The sequence below is a fragment of the Streptomyces sp. NPDC048481 genome, from assembly GCF_043200075.1.
Taxonomy (GTDB): domain Bacteria; phylum Actinomycetota; class Actinomycetes; order Streptomycetales; family Streptomycetaceae; genus Streptomyces.
Genome location: NZ_JBICXC010000006.1, coordinates 53,535 through 69,371 on the forward strand (window position 1 = coordinate 53,535; position 15,837 = coordinate 69,371).

Annotated in this window: 14 protein-coding genes; 10 read left to right on the forward strand and 4 right to left on the reverse strand. The window is 74.7% G+C overall.

Annotated elements, in window-relative coordinates; translation table 11 throughout:
- Window positions 1–87: 87 nt before the first annotated feature.
- Complete coding sequence (locus tag ACGFSH_RS19700) at window positions 88–1,278, reverse strand: zinc-dependent alcohol dehydrogenase (RefSeq protein WP_393350189.1); 1,191 nt, start codon at window positions 1,276–1,278, stop codon at window positions 88–90.
- 214 nt (window positions 1,279–1,492) lie between these two features.
- Here ACGFSH_RS19700 and ACGFSH_RS19705 point away from each other — a divergent pair, with 214 nt between their 5' ends.
- Window positions 1,493–2,518 carry a DUF3048 domain-containing protein gene (locus tag ACGFSH_RS19705; protein ID WP_393350191.1) on the forward strand — a complete coding sequence of 342 codons (1,026 nt, stop codon included), beginning with the start codon at window positions 1,493–1,495 and terminating at the stop codon, window positions 2,516–2,518.
- A 114-nt stretch (window positions 2,519–2,632) separates the two neighbouring features.
- Here the strand turns inward: ACGFSH_RS19705 and ACGFSH_RS19710 are convergent, their stop codons facing one another.
- Window positions 2,633–3,100 carry a MarR family winged helix-turn-helix transcriptional regulator gene (locus ACGFSH_RS19710; RefSeq protein WP_393350193.1) on the reverse strand — a complete coding sequence of 156 codons (468 nt, stop codon included), beginning with the start codon at window positions 3,098–3,100 and terminating at the stop codon, window positions 2,633–2,635.
- Window positions 3,101–3,321: 221 nt separating this feature from the next.
- Between ACGFSH_RS19710 and ACGFSH_RS19715 the strand changes: the two genes are divergently transcribed.
- From ACGFSH_RS19715 to pcaD, 6 genes are all read left to right on the forward strand, one after another.
- Window positions 3,322–4,077 (forward strand): CoA transferase subunit A, encoded by a 756-nt coding sequence (locus ACGFSH_RS19715; RefSeq protein WP_393350195.1) that lies wholly within the window; start codon window positions 3,322–3,324, stop codon window positions 4,075–4,077.
- A complete protein-coding gene (locus ACGFSH_RS19720; RefSeq protein WP_393350197.1) occupies window positions 4,077–4,730 on the forward strand; it encodes a CoA transferase subunit B in 654 nt (217 codons plus the stop codon). The genes ACGFSH_RS19715 and ACGFSH_RS19720 overlap by 1 nt, the downstream gene beginning before the upstream one ends.
- A 109-nt stretch (window positions 4,731–4,839) precedes the next feature.
- On the forward strand, window positions 4,840–5,613 hold the full coding sequence (pcaH, locus tag ACGFSH_RS19725; protein WP_393350199.1) for a protocatechuate 3,4-dioxygenase subunit beta: 774 nt from the start codon (window positions 4,840–4,842) through the stop codon (window positions 5,611–5,613).
- A gap of 6 nt (window positions 5,614–5,619) precedes the next feature.
- Window positions 5,620–6,225 carry a protocatechuate 3,4-dioxygenase subunit alpha gene (gene pcaG, locus ACGFSH_RS19730; protein ID WP_393350202.1) on the forward strand — a complete coding sequence of 202 codons (606 nt, stop codon included), beginning with the start codon at window positions 5,620–5,622 and terminating at the stop codon, window positions 6,223–6,225.
- Window positions 6,222–7,553 (forward strand): 3-carboxy-cis,cis-muconate cycloisomerase, encoded by a 1,332-nt coding sequence (gene pcaB / locus ACGFSH_RS19735; RefSeq protein ID WP_393350205.1) that lies wholly within the window; start codon window positions 6,222–6,224, stop codon window positions 7,551–7,553. Before pcaG ends, pcaB begins: the two co-directional genes overlap by 4 nt.
- Entirely contained in the window at window positions 7,550–8,776 is a 1,227-nt protein-coding gene (gene pcaD, locus ACGFSH_RS19740; RefSeq protein ID WP_393350207.1) for a 3-oxoadipate enol-lactonase, read from the forward strand. The genes pcaB and pcaD overlap by 4 nt, the downstream gene beginning before the upstream one ends.
- A gap of 114 nt (window positions 8,777–8,890) precedes the next feature.
- Here the strand turns inward: pcaD and ACGFSH_RS19745 are convergent, their stop codons facing one another.
- Window positions 8,891–11,605, reverse strand: coding sequence for an ATP-binding protein (locus ACGFSH_RS19745; protein WP_393350210.1), 2,715 nt, complete (start codon window positions 11,603–11,605; stop codon window positions 8,891–8,893).
- A 286-nt stretch (window positions 11,606–11,891) separates the two neighbouring features.
- On the opposite strand from ACGFSH_RS19745, the gene ACGFSH_RS19750 reads away from it, so the two are divergent.
- A complete protein-coding gene (locus tag ACGFSH_RS19750; protein ID WP_393350213.1) occupies window positions 11,892–12,971 on the forward strand; it encodes a DUF2510 domain-containing protein in 1,080 nt (359 codons plus the stop codon).
- Window positions 12,972–13,162: 191 nt separating this feature from the next.
- On the opposite strand, the gene ACGFSH_RS19755 is transcribed toward ACGFSH_RS19750, so the two are convergent.
- On the reverse strand, window positions 13,163–13,777 hold the full coding sequence (locus ACGFSH_RS19755) for a TetR-like C-terminal domain-containing protein (RefSeq protein WP_329415363.1): 615 nt from the start codon (window positions 13,775–13,777) through the stop codon (window positions 13,163–13,165).
- Window positions 13,778–14,014: 237 nt separating this feature from the next.
- On the opposite strand from ACGFSH_RS19755, the gene ACGFSH_RS19760 reads away from it, so the two are divergent.
- Both ACGFSH_RS19760 and ACGFSH_RS19765 read left to right on the forward strand, forming a co-directional pair.
- Window positions 14,015–14,818, forward strand: coding sequence for a phosphatase PAP2 family protein (locus tag ACGFSH_RS19760; RefSeq protein WP_393350215.1), 804 nt, complete (start codon window positions 14,015–14,017; stop codon window positions 14,816–14,818).
- Window positions 14,815–15,810, forward strand: a complete 996-nt coding sequence (locus ACGFSH_RS19765) for a DMT family transporter (protein ID WP_393350218.1) — start codon at window positions 14,815–14,817, stop codon at window positions 15,808–15,810. The genes ACGFSH_RS19760 and ACGFSH_RS19765 overlap by 4 nt, the downstream gene beginning before the upstream one ends.
- The last annotated feature ends 27 nt before the right edge of the window (window positions 15,811–15,837 follow it).

Here is a 15,837-nt window from a genome sequence, read left to right on the forward strand (position 1 = left end):
GAAATCAGCGCGCGCCTGTCAGGCAGGCCGGGCCGGAGGGCCGCTCCGCGCCTCCCGGCCGCGGGGGCCGGGCGGCGCGGCCGTCGCTCACGGTGTCATCAGGACCTTGACCGCGCCGTCCTGCTTGCGCTGGAACATCTCGTACGCGTGCGGGGCGTCCGAGAGCGGCACGCGGTGGGTGGCGAAGTCGTCGACGCCGAGAGGGTCCTCGTCGGTGAGGTACGGCATGATCTCGTCGCTCCAGCGGCGGACGTTGGCCTGTCCCATGCGGATCTGGAGCTGCTTGTCGAACATCGTGAGCATCGGCAGCGGGTCGGCCATACCGCCGTAGACGCCGACCAGCGAGAGGGTTCCGCCGCGGCGCACCAGTTCGATGGCGGTGTGCAGGGCGGCGAGACGGTCCACGCTGAACCGTTCCGCGAGCGGGCCGCTGATCTTGCGCGGGAGCAGGGCGGAGGCGTTCTGGATCATGCGGGCGGCCGCGCTGCCGTGGGCCTCGGTGCCGACGGCGTCGATCACGGCGTCGGGGCCGCGGCCGTCGGTCTCGTCCCGGATCGCGTCGACGAGCTCCTTCTCGCTGTCGAAGCTGCGCAGGTCGAAGGCCTCGACGCCGCGCGCGCGGGCCCGGCGCAGCCGGTCGCCCACCAGGTCCACGCCGAAGACCCGGCCGGCCCCGCGCACCTGGGCGATCCGGCAGGCCATGTCACCGATGGGGCCGAGGCCGAGCACGGCGACGCTGCCGCCCTCGGGGATGTCCGCGTAGGCGACCGCCTGCCAGGCCGTGGGCAGGACGTCGGAGAGATACACGAACCGGTCGTCGGGCGGTCCGTCGGGCACCTTGATGGGGCCGAACTGGGCCTGCGGCACCCGCAGGTACTCGGCCTGCGCCCCGGGCACCGCGCCGTACAGCCGGGTGTAGCCGAACAGGGCGGCGCCCATGCCCTCGCCGGTGACCTGGGTGGTCTCGCACTGGGTGGGCAGGCCGTTCAGGCACATCCAGCAGCTGCCGCAGGCGATCTGGAACGGCACCACCACGCGGTCGCCGACCCGTAGGTCGGGCACTCCGGCGCCGACCTCCTCGACGATGCCCATCGGCTCGTGGCCGAGGATGTCGCCCGGCGTCATGAACGGGGTGAGCACTTCGTAGAGATGCAGGTCGGAGCCGCACAGTCCGCTGGACGTGACGCGGATGACGGCGTCCGTGGGCTCCTGGATGGTCGGATCGGGCACGGTGTCCACCCGTACGTCGCGCTTGCCCTGCCAGGTCACTGCCTTCATCGTGCCGCGCTCCTTCCGCCGTCCGGGCGGGACCCCGGCAGGTCCGGGGGGCCCGGATCGTGGCTGCGCCCCGGGTACCCGAGCGCCCCGGCCCGAACCGCCGGGCCGTGCGACGGACGTCGTCGGCAGCCGCGCCGGACCGTCACCCTCCGAGTCCCGGATGGCCAGTTTCGAACGCGCGAGCGCACAATCGAGTCACGGGACGGGGGTGCCCATGAAAGACACGAATCGTTCGAGACGCGGGGCGCGCACAGGGCGCGCCCGCCCTCCCTCCACGGCGGCGACGGCGGTGTCGGCGGCGGCCGTCGCGCTGGCGCTGTCGCTCGCCGCCGCGGCCTGCACGTCCGGCGGATCCTCCTCGCCCGACGACGGCCGCAGCCCGTCGCGGAGCCCGAGCCCGACCGGCACCGCCACCGGTGCGGGCCTGGGCCCGGTACTCGCCGTGAAGATCGACAACGCGCCGGACGCCCGCCCGCAGACGGGCCTCGACGCGGCGGACGTCGTGTACGCCGAGCAGGTCGAGGGCGGGTTGAGCCGTCTGATGGCCGTCTACGCGACCAGGCTGCCGAAGGCCGTGGGGCCGGTGCGCAGCGCCCGGGAGTCCGACCTGGAGCTGTTGCGGCAGTTCGAGCGGCCGGTGCTGGCGTTCTCCGGCGCGCAGGGAAAGCTGCTGCCGCTGATCGACCGGGCGCCACTGGACGCCGTCACGCCCGAGGAGAAGGCCGACGCCTATTTCCGGGGCGGCGGGCGGGCCGCGCCGCACAACCTGTACCTGCGCCCGAGCCGTCTGCTGCCCGTCGCGCCGGGCAGGGAGGCGCTGACCACGGGCTTCCGGTTCGGCGCGGCGCCCGCCGGGGGCACTCCCGAGACCTCGCGGACCGTGCGCTATCCGGCGGCCTCGTTCACGTTCACCTGGTCCGCCGACCGGTCCCGCTGGCTGGTCTCGACGGACGGCAGGCCCACCGTGGCGGCAGACGGACAGCGGTCGGCCCCGGCCACGGTGGTCGTGCAGTACGTGCGGGTGCGCGCCTCGGTATTCCACGACTTCCTCGGTAACAACACGCCGTACACCCAGACGGTGGGCTCGGGGAAGGCGGAGGTGCTGCGCGACGGGCGGGCCTACGACGTCCGCTGGAAGCGCGCGAAGGCGGAGGACGGCACGGAGTTCACCGCGGCCGACGGCAGTCCCGTCGCGTTCGCCGCGGGGCAGGTGTGGGTGGTCTTCGCGAAGGCGCCGTGAGCGGAACCCGCCGTCGGGACCGGCCACGTCATGAGCGGGTCCCGTCGCGGGGCGGCCTCCCCCGGTTCCGGCCGAACCCCTGTCGACGGCCCCGGCCTCCCGGTCCGTCCGCGGTCAGGCCCGGCCGGCCGGCAGGGCCTCGGCCGGGTTGCGCAGTCCCTCGGCCGCGTCCGAGACGCGCTGGATCAGCCGGAGGAACAGGGCCTGTTCCTCGGCCGACAGCGGCGACAGGAAGACCTGGTTCATCCGGGCGGTGCGCACGGTGAGCCTGCGGTGGGTGCGCAGCCCGTCCTCGGTGAGCCGCAGCAGGAAGCGGCGGCCGTCCTGCGGGTCGCGGACCTTGTCGAGGAGGGACCGCCGGGTGAGCCTGCTGATCACCTCGGCGACGGTGGAGCGGTCGAGGCCGACCCGCTCCCCCACCGTGCGCTGGTCGAGGCCCGGTTCGGCGACGAGCGCGTTGAGGACCGCGAACTGCGGCGAGGTGATCTCCTCGGAGACCATCGTGTTCCACAGCAGGTAGTGCGCCTGCTGGAGCCGCCGGGCCAGGTGCCCGGGATGGCTGGCGAGGTCCACCGCGGCCATGAGCGCTCCTCTGCTGAAATCGATCGGTGCACTGAACGATACCGCTCGACGGCGGGCACGTCGCACCTCCCGGCCGGCCGAATCCGCACTGCAGCACGGGTATTGACGGGTTCGGCCGACGGTGGCAGCGTGTGCGAGGTCTCGACGAGATGCTCAGTGTGCTGACTATCGCGCGGAGCGCCTCGGTCCGCGTCAGCAGGTTCGAGAGATGGGCTTCACGGATGGACAAGGTGGTCGCCACAGCCCTGGAGGCGGTGGCCGACGTGCCCGACGGCGCGTCGCTGGCAGTGGGCGGTTTCGGCCTGAGCGGCGTGCCCGGCGTCCTCATCGGGGCCTTGTACGAGCGGGGCGTCAGCGCACTGTCGGTCGTCTCCAACAACTGCGGGGCGATGGAGTCGGGCCTCGCGGTGCTGCTCGCCGCCGGGCGGATCGCCCGGGTGACCGGCTCCTACATCGGCGCGAACAAGGAGTTCGCCCGCCAGTACCTGGCCGGGGAGCTGGAGGTCGAGCTGATCCCGCAGGGCACGCTGGCCGAACGGCTGCGGTCCGGCGGCGCCGGCATCCCCGCCTTCTACACGCCCGCCGGGGTGGGCACGCAGGTCGCCGAGGGCGGACTGCCGTGGCGCTACGACGGTGCGGGCGGCGTCGCGCTGGCGTCGCCGCCGAAGGAGGTCAGGGAGTTCGACGGGGTGGAGTACGTGCTGGAGCGCGGCATCCGCACCGACTTCGCGCTGGTGCGGGCCGCCCGCGGCGACCGGCACGGCAACCTGGTCTTCAACAAGGCCGCCCGCAACTTCAACCCGCTCGCCGCGATGGCCGGACGCGTCACGATCGCGGAGGTCGAGCAGCTCGTGGAGCCCGGTGAGATCGACCCGGACGCGGTGCACGTGCCCGGCGTCTTCGTGCAGCGCGTGGTCGCCCTGACCCCGGAGCAGGCCGACGACAAGAAGATCGAACGGCGGACGGTGAGCGGCTGATGGCCTGGACACGCGAGCAGATGGCCGCCCGCGCCGCGCGCGAACTGCGGGACGGCCAGTACGTCAACCTCGGCATCGGCCTGCCCACGCTCATCCCCAACCACCTCCCGCCGGGCGTCGAGGTGGTGCTGGAGAGCGAGAACGGCATTCTCGGCACCGGCCCCTACCCCGCCGAGGACGCGGTCGACCCGGACCTCATCAACGCGGGCAAGGAGACCGTGACGGTGCTGCCGGGCGCGTCCTTCTTCGACTCGGCCCTGTCCTTCGGCATGATCCGCGGCGGGCACATCGACGTGGCCGTGCTGGGCGCGATGCAGGTCTCCGAACACGGCGACCTGGCGAACTGGGCCGTCCCGGGCAAGATGATCACCGGTATCGGCGGGGCGATGGACCTGGTGCACGGGGCCCGCACGGTCATCGTCGTCATGACCCACACCGCCAAGGACGGCAGCCCCAAGATCCTGGCCGACTGCGCGCTGCCGCTGACCGGGAGGCGCTGCGTCGACCGGATCGTCACCGACCTCGGCGTCCTCGACGTCACGGAGGAGGGCCTGGCGCTGGTGGAGACCGCGCCGGGGGTCGGCGTCGCGGAGATCGTGGCGAAGACCGCCGCCGAGGTCCGGGTGGAGGGGCGCACAAAGGCCCCGTCATGAGCGCCGGCCCGAGGACCGTCCACGTCGTCGACGCCGTCCGCACCCCGATGGGCCGCCACGGCGGCGCCGTCGCCCCCGTCCCCGAACGACAGGAAGACCGGGAACCCCCATGGCCCTCACGCAAGCCGACATGGACCGGGAGATCGCGGCCGAGCACGCCGCCTACCGGAAGCGGCTCGCCGGCGGCGCGCCCGTCGAACACCAGCCGCGCCGCGACTACGCGCCCTACCGCTCGTCCGTCCTGCGCCACCCGAAGCAGCCGCCGGTCGCCGTCGACGTCAGCGGGGATCCGGAGCTGGTGGAGCTGGCCTCCCCCGCCTTCGGCGCGCGGGACGTCACCGAGACCGACAACGACCTCACCCGCCAGCACCACGGCGAGCCGATCGGCGAGCGCATCACCGTCTCGGGCCGGCTGCTGGACCGCGACGGTCGTCCGGTGCGCGGTCAACTGGTCGAGATCTGGCAGGCCAACTCGGCCGGACGCTACGCCCACCGGCGCGAGCAGCACGACGCGCCGCTGGACCCGAACTTCACCGGAGTCGGCCGCACCCTGACCGACGACAGCGGCTTCTACCGCTTCACCACCGTCCAGCCGGGCCCCTACCCCTGGCGTCAGCACCTCAACGCCTGGCGGCCGGCGCACATCCACTTCTCGCTGTTCGGCACGGCCTTCACCCAGCGGCTCGTGACCCAGATGTACTTCCCCGGCGACCCGCTCCTCCCCTACGACCCGATCATCCAGTCGGTGACGGACGACGCGGCCCGGCAGCGGCTGGTCGCCACCTACGACCACAGCCTGTCCGTGCCCGAGTTCTCCATGGGCTACCACTGGGACATCGTGCTCGACGGGCCGCGGGCCACCTGGATCGAAGAAGGACGCTGAGCCGCCATGACGAAGACCGACCCGAGCCGTCCGGAGACCGTGCTGCCCACCCCGTCGCACACGGTCGGCCCCTTCTACGGGCACGCCCTGCCGTTCCCCGGCGGCGGCGACATCGCCCCGCCCGGCCACCCGGACGCCGTCGCCCTGCGGGGATACGTGTACGACGGCGCGGGCGTGGCGCTGCCGGACGCGTTGCTGGAACTGTGGGGCGCGGACCCGGCCGGCAGGCTGCCGCGGGTCGACGGGTCGATGCGCCGCGATCCGGCGTCCGGCGGGTTCCTGGGCCGCAACGGCGTGGAGTTCACCGGCTGGGGCCGGGTCCAGACCGACGCCGACGGGCACTGGTCCGCACGGACCCTGCGGCCCGGCGCGCGCGGCGGCAGCGCCCCCCACCTGAGCGTGTGCGTGTTCGCGCGCGGACTCCTGGTGCACCTGTTCACCCGGATCTACCTGCCCGGCGACGACGCGGCGCTCGCCGCCGACCCGCTGCTGCGGCGGGTGGACCCGGCGCGGCGCGACACGCTGGTCGCGACGCGGGAACCGTCGGGGACCTACCGTTTCGACATCCGCCTTCAGGGCGAAGGCGAGACGGTCTTCCTGGAGTTCCAGTGACATCTGCCGCCCGGCCCGGATCCGCTCTGCTCGCCCCGGGGTGGACCGGCTCCCCCGCCGCCCGCACGACGGACGACGACGCCTACCTGCGGGCGCTCCTGGACGCGGAGGCCGCGCTGACCCGCGCCCAGGAGGCGCTGGGCGCGGTCCCGGAGGGGGCGGGGGCGGCGGTCACCTCGGCCGCGAGCGGCGCGTTCGACGCGCGCTCCCTCGCCGAGCGCGCCCGCGGCGGCGGCAACCCGGTGATCCCGCTGGTCGCCGACCTCACCGAGGCGGCCGGTCCCGAGTACGGCCCGTACGTGCACCGGGGCGCGACCAGCCAGGACATCATGGACACGGCGACGATGCTGGTCGCGGCGCGGACCCTGGACCCGGTGCTGGCCGACCTCGACCGCGTCCAGGAGGCGCTGGCCCGGCTCGCCGCCCGGCACCGCGACACGGCGATGGCCGCACGCACCCTCACCCAGCATGCGGTGCCGACCACCTTCGGGCTGAAGGCGGCCGGCTGGCGCTCCCTGGTGCTGGACGCCCGCGACCGGATCACCGCCGTACGGGACGCGCTGCCCGCCCAGCTCGGCGGCGCGGCGGGGACGGCGGCCGCCTTCACGGCGTACGGCGTGCCGGACACGAGCGCGCTCAGCGCCGCGTACGCCCGCGAAACCGGCCTGGCCGCACCGCTGTTGCCATGGCACACGCTGCGCACGCCCGTCGCCGACCTCGCCGCCTGCCTGGCGTTCGCGGCGGGCGCGCTGGGCAAGCTCGCCGAGGACGTCCTCGTCCTGGGCCGCACCGAGATCGGCGAACTCGCCGAAGGCGGCGCGGGCGGCTCATCGGCCATGCCGCACAAGGCGAACCCGGTGCGCTCGACGCTGATCGCCGCGGCCGCGCGACGGGCTCCGCAGCTCGCCGCCACGCTGTACGGCTCCCTGGTCGCCCAGGACGAACGCCCGGCCGGGGCCTGGCACGCCGAGTGGGAGCCGCTCAGGGATCTGCTGCGGCTGGTCGGCGGGGCCGCCCGGGACGCGGCGGAGCTGGCGGAGGGCCTGCGGGTGGACGCGGACGCGATGCGCGCGAACCTCGGCCTCACCCACGGGCTCGTCGTCTCCGAGCGGCTGTCCGCCGAGCTGTCGGGACTGCTCGGCCGCGCCCGTGCCCGGGAACTCCTCACCGAACTGGCCCGGCGGGCCTGTGCCGAGAACCGGCCGCTCGTCGAACTCCTCGCCCGGGAAGCCGACCTGAAGGACGTCGACCTCGGCGAACTCACCGATCCGGCCCGCTACACCGGCTCCGCCGGAGCCCTCACCGACCGTGCCCTGGAGCGACGTTGACCGGGAAGCTGCTCAACCACCGTGCCGAGGGGCCGGCTTCCGCGCCCGCGCTGCTGCTCGGCCCCTCGCTGGGCGCCTCGCACGCGCTGTGGGACGAGGTCGCGCCCGAACTGTCCCTCACCCGCCGGGTGATCCGCTGGGACCTGCCGGGACACGGCGGTTCGGCCGCCGACCTGATCGGGCCCGGCGCCACCGTGGGCGATCTGGCCGGCCTGGTCCTGGCCCTCGCCGACTCCCTCGGCCTGGAGAGGTTCGCCTACGCGGGCGTGTCCCTGGGCGGCGCGGTGGGGCTGTACCTCGCGCTGCACCACCGCGAACGGGTCTCCTCGCTGGCCGTGATCTGCTCCTCCGCCCACTTCGACGGGCCCGGGCCGTGGCAGGAGCGGGCCGCGCGGGTCCGCCGCGAGGGGCTGGCGGACCTCGCCCGGACCGCGAACGGCCGTTGGTTCACGCCGGGGTTCACCGCGCCGAAGCTGATCGCCGACCACCGCGCCGCCGATCCGGAGGCGTACGCCGCGTGCTGCGACGCGCTCGCCACGTTCGATCTGCGCGAGCGGCTCCCGGAGATAGCCGTGCGGACCCTGCTGATCGCCGGCCGGCAGGACCCGGCGACGCCGCCCGCGCATCTGCGGGAGATCGCGGACGCGGTGCCGGACGCCACCCTGGTCGAACTCGCGGACGCCTCCCATCTCGCGCCCGCCGAGTGCCCCGAGGCCGTGCTGACCGCGCTGCGGGCCCACCTCGACGGCGGGGCCGCGCGGGGCATGGCGGTCCGGCGCGAGGTCCTCGGGGACGCGCACGTGGACCGGGCCCAGGCGCGGCAGACCGCGTTCACCGCCCGCTACCAGGACTTCATCTCCCGCTACGCCTGGGGCGAGATCTGGACGGACCCGACGCTGGACCGCCGCGAGCGCAGCATGATCACCCTGACCGCGCTGGTGGCCCGCGGCCACTACGAGGAACTCGCCATGCACGTGCGGGCCGCCCGACGCAACGGCCTGACCCCGGACGAGATCGGGGCCGTCCTCCTCCAGACGGCCGTCTACTGCGGAGTCCCGGCCGCGAACTCGGCGTTCGCCACGGCCCAGCGGGTGCTCGCCGAGGAAGCCGGCCCGGACGCCCCGCGGTCCGCCCCGGAACCTGCCGGGAACGACACCGACCGACCCGGACCGGCGGCCGGCCCGCCCCGGCCCCGGAACGGCCGCCACGGACCGACGGGCTGACGGGCTGACGGGCTGACGGGCTGACGGGCTGACGGGCTGACGGGCTGACGGGCTCACGTGCCTTCGGGCCGAGCCGGCGGGTTCCGGCCCGCGGGACGGGCCGGCGGCTTCGTGCTAACGCCGGGTCTGTCCGGGCACCAGGCCCGCCTGGGGCGCGCCCAGGCTCTGGAGGGCCTGCTGCGCCTTCTCCGCCAGGGCGTCCGCGCCGCAGGAACGCGCCAGCGTGAGACCCCGGCTCAGTTCGGAGACCGAGCGGGAGAGGATGCCGTACTCGACGCGGGCGGCCGCGTGTTCGTACTGGCAGGGCGAGGACTCCAGATAGGTGACCGCCTGCTGGGCGAGCCGGACCGCGCGCTGGCCGGTCTCCAGGGCGGCGGCGCAGCGCAGGGCCTCGCCGATCGCGGTGTCGGTGCCGAAGCGCTCGGCCTGGCGGCGCGCCTCGGTCGCGAGCCGGGCCGCGCGGGCCGGGTCCTCGTGGGCCAGGGCGCGGGCGAGGTCGACGGCCCAGGGGACCATCACCGGGTTGCAGTGGCCGCGCACGGCGGCCGCCTTCTCGGCCTGCTCCAGTTCGTTGACGCCGTCCTTGAACCGGCCGACGGCGAGCAGCAGCCGGCCGCGCACCGAGCGGGGGTCGGGCAGCACGATCGTGGACGGGTAGGGCGGGGCGAAGCCGTACTGCTCGGCGATCTCCCAGGCCTCCCCGACATGGCCGCGGACGAGCAGCGTGTCGACCAGGTTGCAGATCGCCGACCAGTACAGGGGCAGGCCGCGGCCGACGCGCTCGGCGAGTCGCAACGACTCCCGCAGGGACTCCTCCGCCTCTTTCAGGCGGCCCCGGCGGCGCAGTCCCAGCCCGAGGTAGGCGTGGGCCAGGGCGAGGTGGCCGCCGCTCCAGCCGGCGGAGACGTAGGCGCGCAGGGCCTCGTTGAAGAGGGCGTCGGCGCGGTCGAGCCGGTCGGTGTAGGCGTAGGAGCTGGCCAGCATCATCAGCAGTTCGATGCCCCACTCCTGGTCGGTCCAGCCGAGGCCGGGGGCGAGGCGGCCGTTGACCAGGGCGCGGTCGCAGAACTCGACGACCTCCTCGGCGTTCTCGCCGTGGGTCATGGCGTCGAAGCCGCGCAGGATGAGCAGGGCGCGCTCGGCGTTGTCCCGGCCGGTGCAGGTCGCGGCGAGCGCGGCGAGCTTCTCGGAACCGTGCGGCGAGGTCGGCTCGCCGGCGTTCACGCCTTCCCACATGAACTGCACGGCCTGGAGCCGCATCCGCGCGGGCCCGGGCGCCAGCCGGGCGGCCTCCGCCTCGACCGTGCGGACGGCCTCGTCCATCTGGTCGTTGTGCAGGAGGGCCTGGGAGAGGCGGTAGACGGCGTCGACGCGTTCGCCGCCGTCGAGGCCCGGCAGGGACAGGGCCGTGCGCAGGTGCTCGATGGTCTTGGCGGGTGCGGTGAGGAGGGTGGCGCAGCCCAGTTCGTAGAGCAGGTGGGCGTGGACGTCGGGGACGGGCGGTTCCCGCAGGGCGCGTTCCAGGCAGCGGCGGGCCGCGTCGGGGGCGCCGACGGCCAGGTGTTCGCGGGCGGCTTCGCGCAGTTGCTCGACGAGTTCCTCGTCGCCCTCCGCGTGCACCTGGAGCAGATGCCGGGAGGCGGCGGCGAGTCCTTTGCCGGCGTCGGTGACGACCTGGGCGGCGATGCCGTGCATCGCGGTGCGCAGCCCGCCGGGGATCGAGTCGTAGACGGCGGTGGCGATCAGCGGGTGGACGAACTCGAGGTCGCCGTCGTCCGCGGGGACGGCGCCGGGGTCGGGCTCGGTGAGGATGCGGGCGTTGCGCAGCAGTTCGGCGCAGCGCACCGCCTCGTCGCGGCCGAGGCCGGCGAGCCGGGCGGCCTGGGCGACGGAGATGTCGGCGCCGAGGATCGCGGCGGCCATGGCGAACTTGGTGGCGTCGACGCCGAGTTTCTCCAGGCGGTCGACGAGTCCGCCGCCACGGGCGGCACGGTTGAGGGGGCGCAGTTCGGTGGCCGAGGACTCGCTGGGCGCCAGTTCGCTGTCGCGGACCTTGGCGAGGAGTTCGACGGTCTCGTACGGGTTGCCGTCGGTGACCGCCCACACCTCGCGGCAGAACGCGGCGTCGGCGTGCGCTCCGAGGGTGGCGCGGGTGAGGCCCGCGACCGCGGCCGGGGTGAGGGCGCTGAGGCTCGTGACGGAGCGGCCGGCGGCCTCGTCGACGGCGTCGAGGAGGCGGGCGGCGTCGCCCTTGATCTCGCCGGGCCTGCGGGCCACGACGACCAGGACGCAGAGTTCGTCGAGGCGTTCGACGAACGCAGCGAGCCAGCGCAGGCTCTCCTGGTCGGCCCAGTGCGCGTCGTCGATCAGCAGGACGAGCGGGTAGCCCCCGCGGGCCAGTCGGGTGACGGCGGCGACGAGGCCGTCGCACACGCCCTGCGGGTCGGCGTGGCCCTCGCCGGGCTCCGCGATGCCGAGGGCGGGGCCGGCGATGTCGTACCAGTCGCCGAGGTACTCGCGGGCCTCCTCCGGGTGCAGCGTGAGCAGCGCGGGCTGAAGCAGTTGCCGGACCACGTTGAAGGGGACGGACCGCAGGGTCTCGCCGCCGCGGGCCGACCACACCGCGCAGCCGCGGGCCTCGGCGATACGACGGGTCTCGGCCAGCAAGGCGGTCTTGCCGAATCCTGCCTCGCCCCGGAGCACCAGCAGGTGGCCCGAGGAGGACCGGTCGGCGCAAAGCCTGTCCACCGCCCGCGCGATGGCGGCGACTTCCTCGTCGCGCTCCCAGAGGGGAGCCGAGGGGGCCGTCGTCGGCCTGACCTCCGTCATCCCGCTACCTCCCCATGTCGCCCGAACGACGTACCGACGTCGAGCGTAGCCCGCCGCGGGTCCGTGTGGAGGGTGGACGGCGCAGGTCCCGCTCCACGGGTGACGGGTGACGGCTGCGGAGGCACCGGCGGGCCTGCACGAGAGCCTCCCCGGCGTCAACAGGGAGCGACGCGCACCGAATTGACGGCCGGATCGCGCCACCCCGGTCTCCGGGCGCGCCGGGTGGATCCGGCGCGGGGGGCCGCCCTCTCATCCGGCTTTCACCGACGCCTCATACGGTGGGGGTATGACGCAGGTGACTCCTCCCGGGTGGTATCCCGACCCGGGGCAGACGAATGACGGTCCGGCCACCGAACGCTGGTGGGACGGCAAGGCGTGGACGGACCGGACCCGCACCGCGGGTGAGGCCGCCGCATGGGGTCCGCCGGCGCAGGGCCCGGCCGACGCGACGTATCCGGCGCACCCGACCCAGCTGGACCACCCCGGATACGCGGCCCCGCCGGGGCAGCCCGGCTACCCGGGATACCCCGGTTATCCGGGATACCCGGGACATCCCGGATATCCCGCGGCGCCGCAGGGCGCGGGCGGGCGGCGCGGGCTGCGCACGGGAATAGCCGTGGCCGTGGCGGTCGCCGTCCTGACCAGCATCGGGGTGGGCGTGTACGCGCTGGCCCGGGACGACGGGTCGGGCGGCGGCGGCACGGCCCAGGGGCCGGGCGGCGCCGGCGGCCAGGACGGCGGCCCCTTCGGCGGCCCGGGAGGATCCGGCGGGTCCGGCGGGTCCGGCGGGTCCGGCGGGGGCTCCCCCTCGCCCGGGGAGTCCGAGGCGCCGAAGATCAGGAGCGGCTCGGTGACCGACGCGCTGAACGGCATCAGCATCCCCGTTCCGGCCGGCTGGGCGGGCCAGGAGATGAACGTGGGTGCGCAGGTGAACTCCGAGTCCACCTACAAGTGCCCGGGCGACACCTCCAAGACCTGCACGAAGGGGGGCGTGTACTCCGCGCCCGCCGAGGCGCTGAAGGCCAAGGGCGGCACCGCCGAGGCGGTCGCGAAGGCGGACATCGCGGCCAACGCCGAGGAGTCCTACGGCGGCACGACGTACGGCGCGATCACCTCGCACCAGGTGCTCGCCTCGAAGGCGGTCACGGTGGCCGGGCAGAAGGGCTACCTGGTGCGCTGGAAGGCGGTCACGAGCAAGGGCGCGGACGGCTATGTGCAGTCGGTGGCGTTCCCGGCCCCGGCCGACTCCAAGCGACTGGTGGTGCTGCGCTTCGGCCTCGACGCCGACCAGAGCCCGTCCGTCATCGACACCATCGTGCAGGGCATCGACGTGTCGACGGGGAGCGGTTCCGGACAGCACATCTGAGCGCGCCTCGGGCCCGGCCGCGGAACACGGCCGGCCGGGCGGGGCGCCCTCCGCTCAAGGGCGCCCGGCCCGGCCCGCGGGTGCGCGCCGCCCCCGTCCCCACGGTGCGGCGCGGTACAGGTCGCCGTCCGGTCATCCCGTGGGCGGCGGCCTGAGTCGTCCGCCGGCCCGAGCGGGCCGGCGGACGAGTGCTAGGTGAGGCCGAGCGCCGGGAGCACGGCGGCCTCCACGAAGCGGACCAGGTAGTCCTGGTCCGCGTATTCGCCGTCCACGACGGGACGGGCCCGGATCACCCCGAACATCTGCGCCGGCACGTACTCCAGCGCCGGATGGTCGCGGGGGACCTCGCCGCGCTCGACGCCGCGCCGCAGGATCTCGCGCAGAGCGGCGATCTCGGGGTCGATGAGCGCCTCCCGCAGCGCCTTCGCGAGTTCCTCGTCACCGGTGACGGCGTGCCCGAGGGCCTGCAGCAGCTTGGAGTCGTTGGTCGACCAGCGGCCGGTGGCGCGGGCCGCCTCGCGCAGGTCCTCGGCCAGCGACCCCGTGTCGATGCCGGCGAGCCGGGCGCGGCGGCGCGAGCGCAGGGCGGCCACCACGAACTGGGGCTTGGTCTTCCACTGCCGGTAGAGCGTGGACTTGCTGCACCGGGTGCTGGCGGCGACGCCCTCCATGGTGACGGCCTCGTAACCGCACTCGCGAACCTGGTCGAGGACGGCGTCGAAGAACTCCTGCTCACGCTCGGGCGTGATCTTGGAGCGGCGCGTGGCGGCGGCCGACTCCGGCCCCTCCGCGTCCTGCGACGTCATCTGCTCTTCCTCCCTGGTCCGCTTCGGCTCGGGCCGGTCGCTCCGGCCGGTGCGCCGGGGGCCCGGACGAGCCCGGTCTCCAGTGTGGCGCACATCAATCGATACGCCAGTGTACCGGTACGCGTCCGTATCGGTACACTGACGTATCGGTACGACATCGTATCGATGGTGCATGCACGAGTCACGAGCCCGGCGGCACCGCTCACCGCACCACACCGTCAGCGAAGGGGCCGGGGGATGAATGCCCGCACCGAGCCTGCAGAAGCGGGGCCGGCCACACCGGCCAGGCCGCCCGTAGTCCGCGAGCTCCTGCTTGTCGCAGGGCTCTTCCTCGTCTACAAGCTGGGACGGCAGCTCGTCGCCGGGCACACCGGCGAGGCCTTCCGCGACGCCCATGACGTGTGGCGCCTCGAACGGTGGCTGCGGCTGCCCGACGAAGGCACGGTGCAGTCGCCGCTGCTGCACGGGGACGGCCTGGCACAGGTCGCGAACACCTACTACGCCACCGTGCACTTCCCCGCCACGCTGGCGTTCCTGGTCTGGCTGTACCTGCGCCGTCCGGCGCACTACCTCTGGGCGCGCCGGGCGCTGACGGCGGTCACCGCCGCCGCCCTGGCGCTGCACCTGGCGTTCCCGCTGGCCCCGCCGCGGATGCTGGCGGCCACCGGACTGGTCGACACCGCGCGGGTCTACGGCCCGTCGGTGTACGGCCCGCCGCAGACGGACCAGCTGTCCAACCAGTTCGCGGCGATGCCGTCGCTGCACTTCGGCTGGGCCCTGATGGTCGCGATCGGCCTCATGGCCGCCACCCGGTCGCGCCTGCGCCGGCTGTGGCTGCTGCATCCCCTGCTGACCCTGCTGGTGATCGTGGGCACCGCCAACCACTACTGGCTCGACGCGGTCGCGGCGGGCGTCCTGCTCGGTGCGGCGCTCACCCTGATCCGCGCCCCCCGGCGCACGGCCACCGGCGGCGTCGGACGCGGGGCGCCCGCCACCGTCCCGGCCGACGCGACGCCCGTCCTGGTCGGAGCGGGCCGGTGAACGCCACGCTGCTCGCCGTCGTCCTCTCCCTCTTCTCGGCCGTCGCCTACGCGGCCGCCGCCGTCGCCCAGGAGCGGCTGGCCTCCCGGCATCCCGGCACGGGCCTGCTGCGGCTGCTCGGCAACGGGGCGTGGTGGTGGTCGGTGGGGCTGAACGCCGGCGCCGCGCTGCTGCACGTCGTCGCCCTCAAGTACGGCCCCCTGACGGTGGTGCAGCCGCTGGGCGCCCTCACGCTGGTCGCGGCCGTCCCGATGGGCGCACGGATGGCCGGGCGGCGGGTGAGCGCCGCCGAGTGGCGGGGCACCGCCTTCACCCTGGCCGGTCTGGCCGCGATCCTGGTCACGGCCTCGGGACCGGCCCCCGAGGACGTGCTGAGCCTGCCCGAGGCCGTCGCGGTGGCGGGAGCGACGGCCGCGCTGATCGGGGCGCTGGCCCGGCGCGGCGCCAGGCCCGGACTGCGGCACGCGACCGCTTCCGGCTTCGCCTCGGGTGTCGCCTCGGCGCTCACCCAGACCGTGACGGTGGCCGCCACGGATCCCTCGGGCTCGCCGCTGAGCCTGCGGGTGATCGGGGTGACGCTGCTGGTCGCGGCCTTCGCCACAGGCGGACTTCTGCTGTCGCAGACCGCCTACCGGGGCGGCCTCGGCGCCCCCCTGGCGATGGTCACCCTCGCCAACCCGGTGGCCGCCGCCGCGATAGGACTCGCGCTGCTGGGCGAGCGGCTCCAGGGCGGACCCGCCGGAATACTGCTCGCGCTGACGGGCGCGGGGCTGGCGGGCCGGGGCGTGGTGCTGCTGTCGCGGGCCTCGCCGCACCCGGCGGCCGCCGACCACGAGGACCGTCCGGCCCTCGACCACGAGGGCCGTCCGGTCGTGGACGACGAGGACCACCCGGTGGCGGCGGTGCTGGCCCTGAGGCCGGAGACCGCCTCGGCCGAACCCGCCCTGCTGCCGCGGCCCGCGAACGGGCCCGAGCACCTGACACCCTTGTAGGGCACGCGGCCGCAGGGGCCGTCCTCC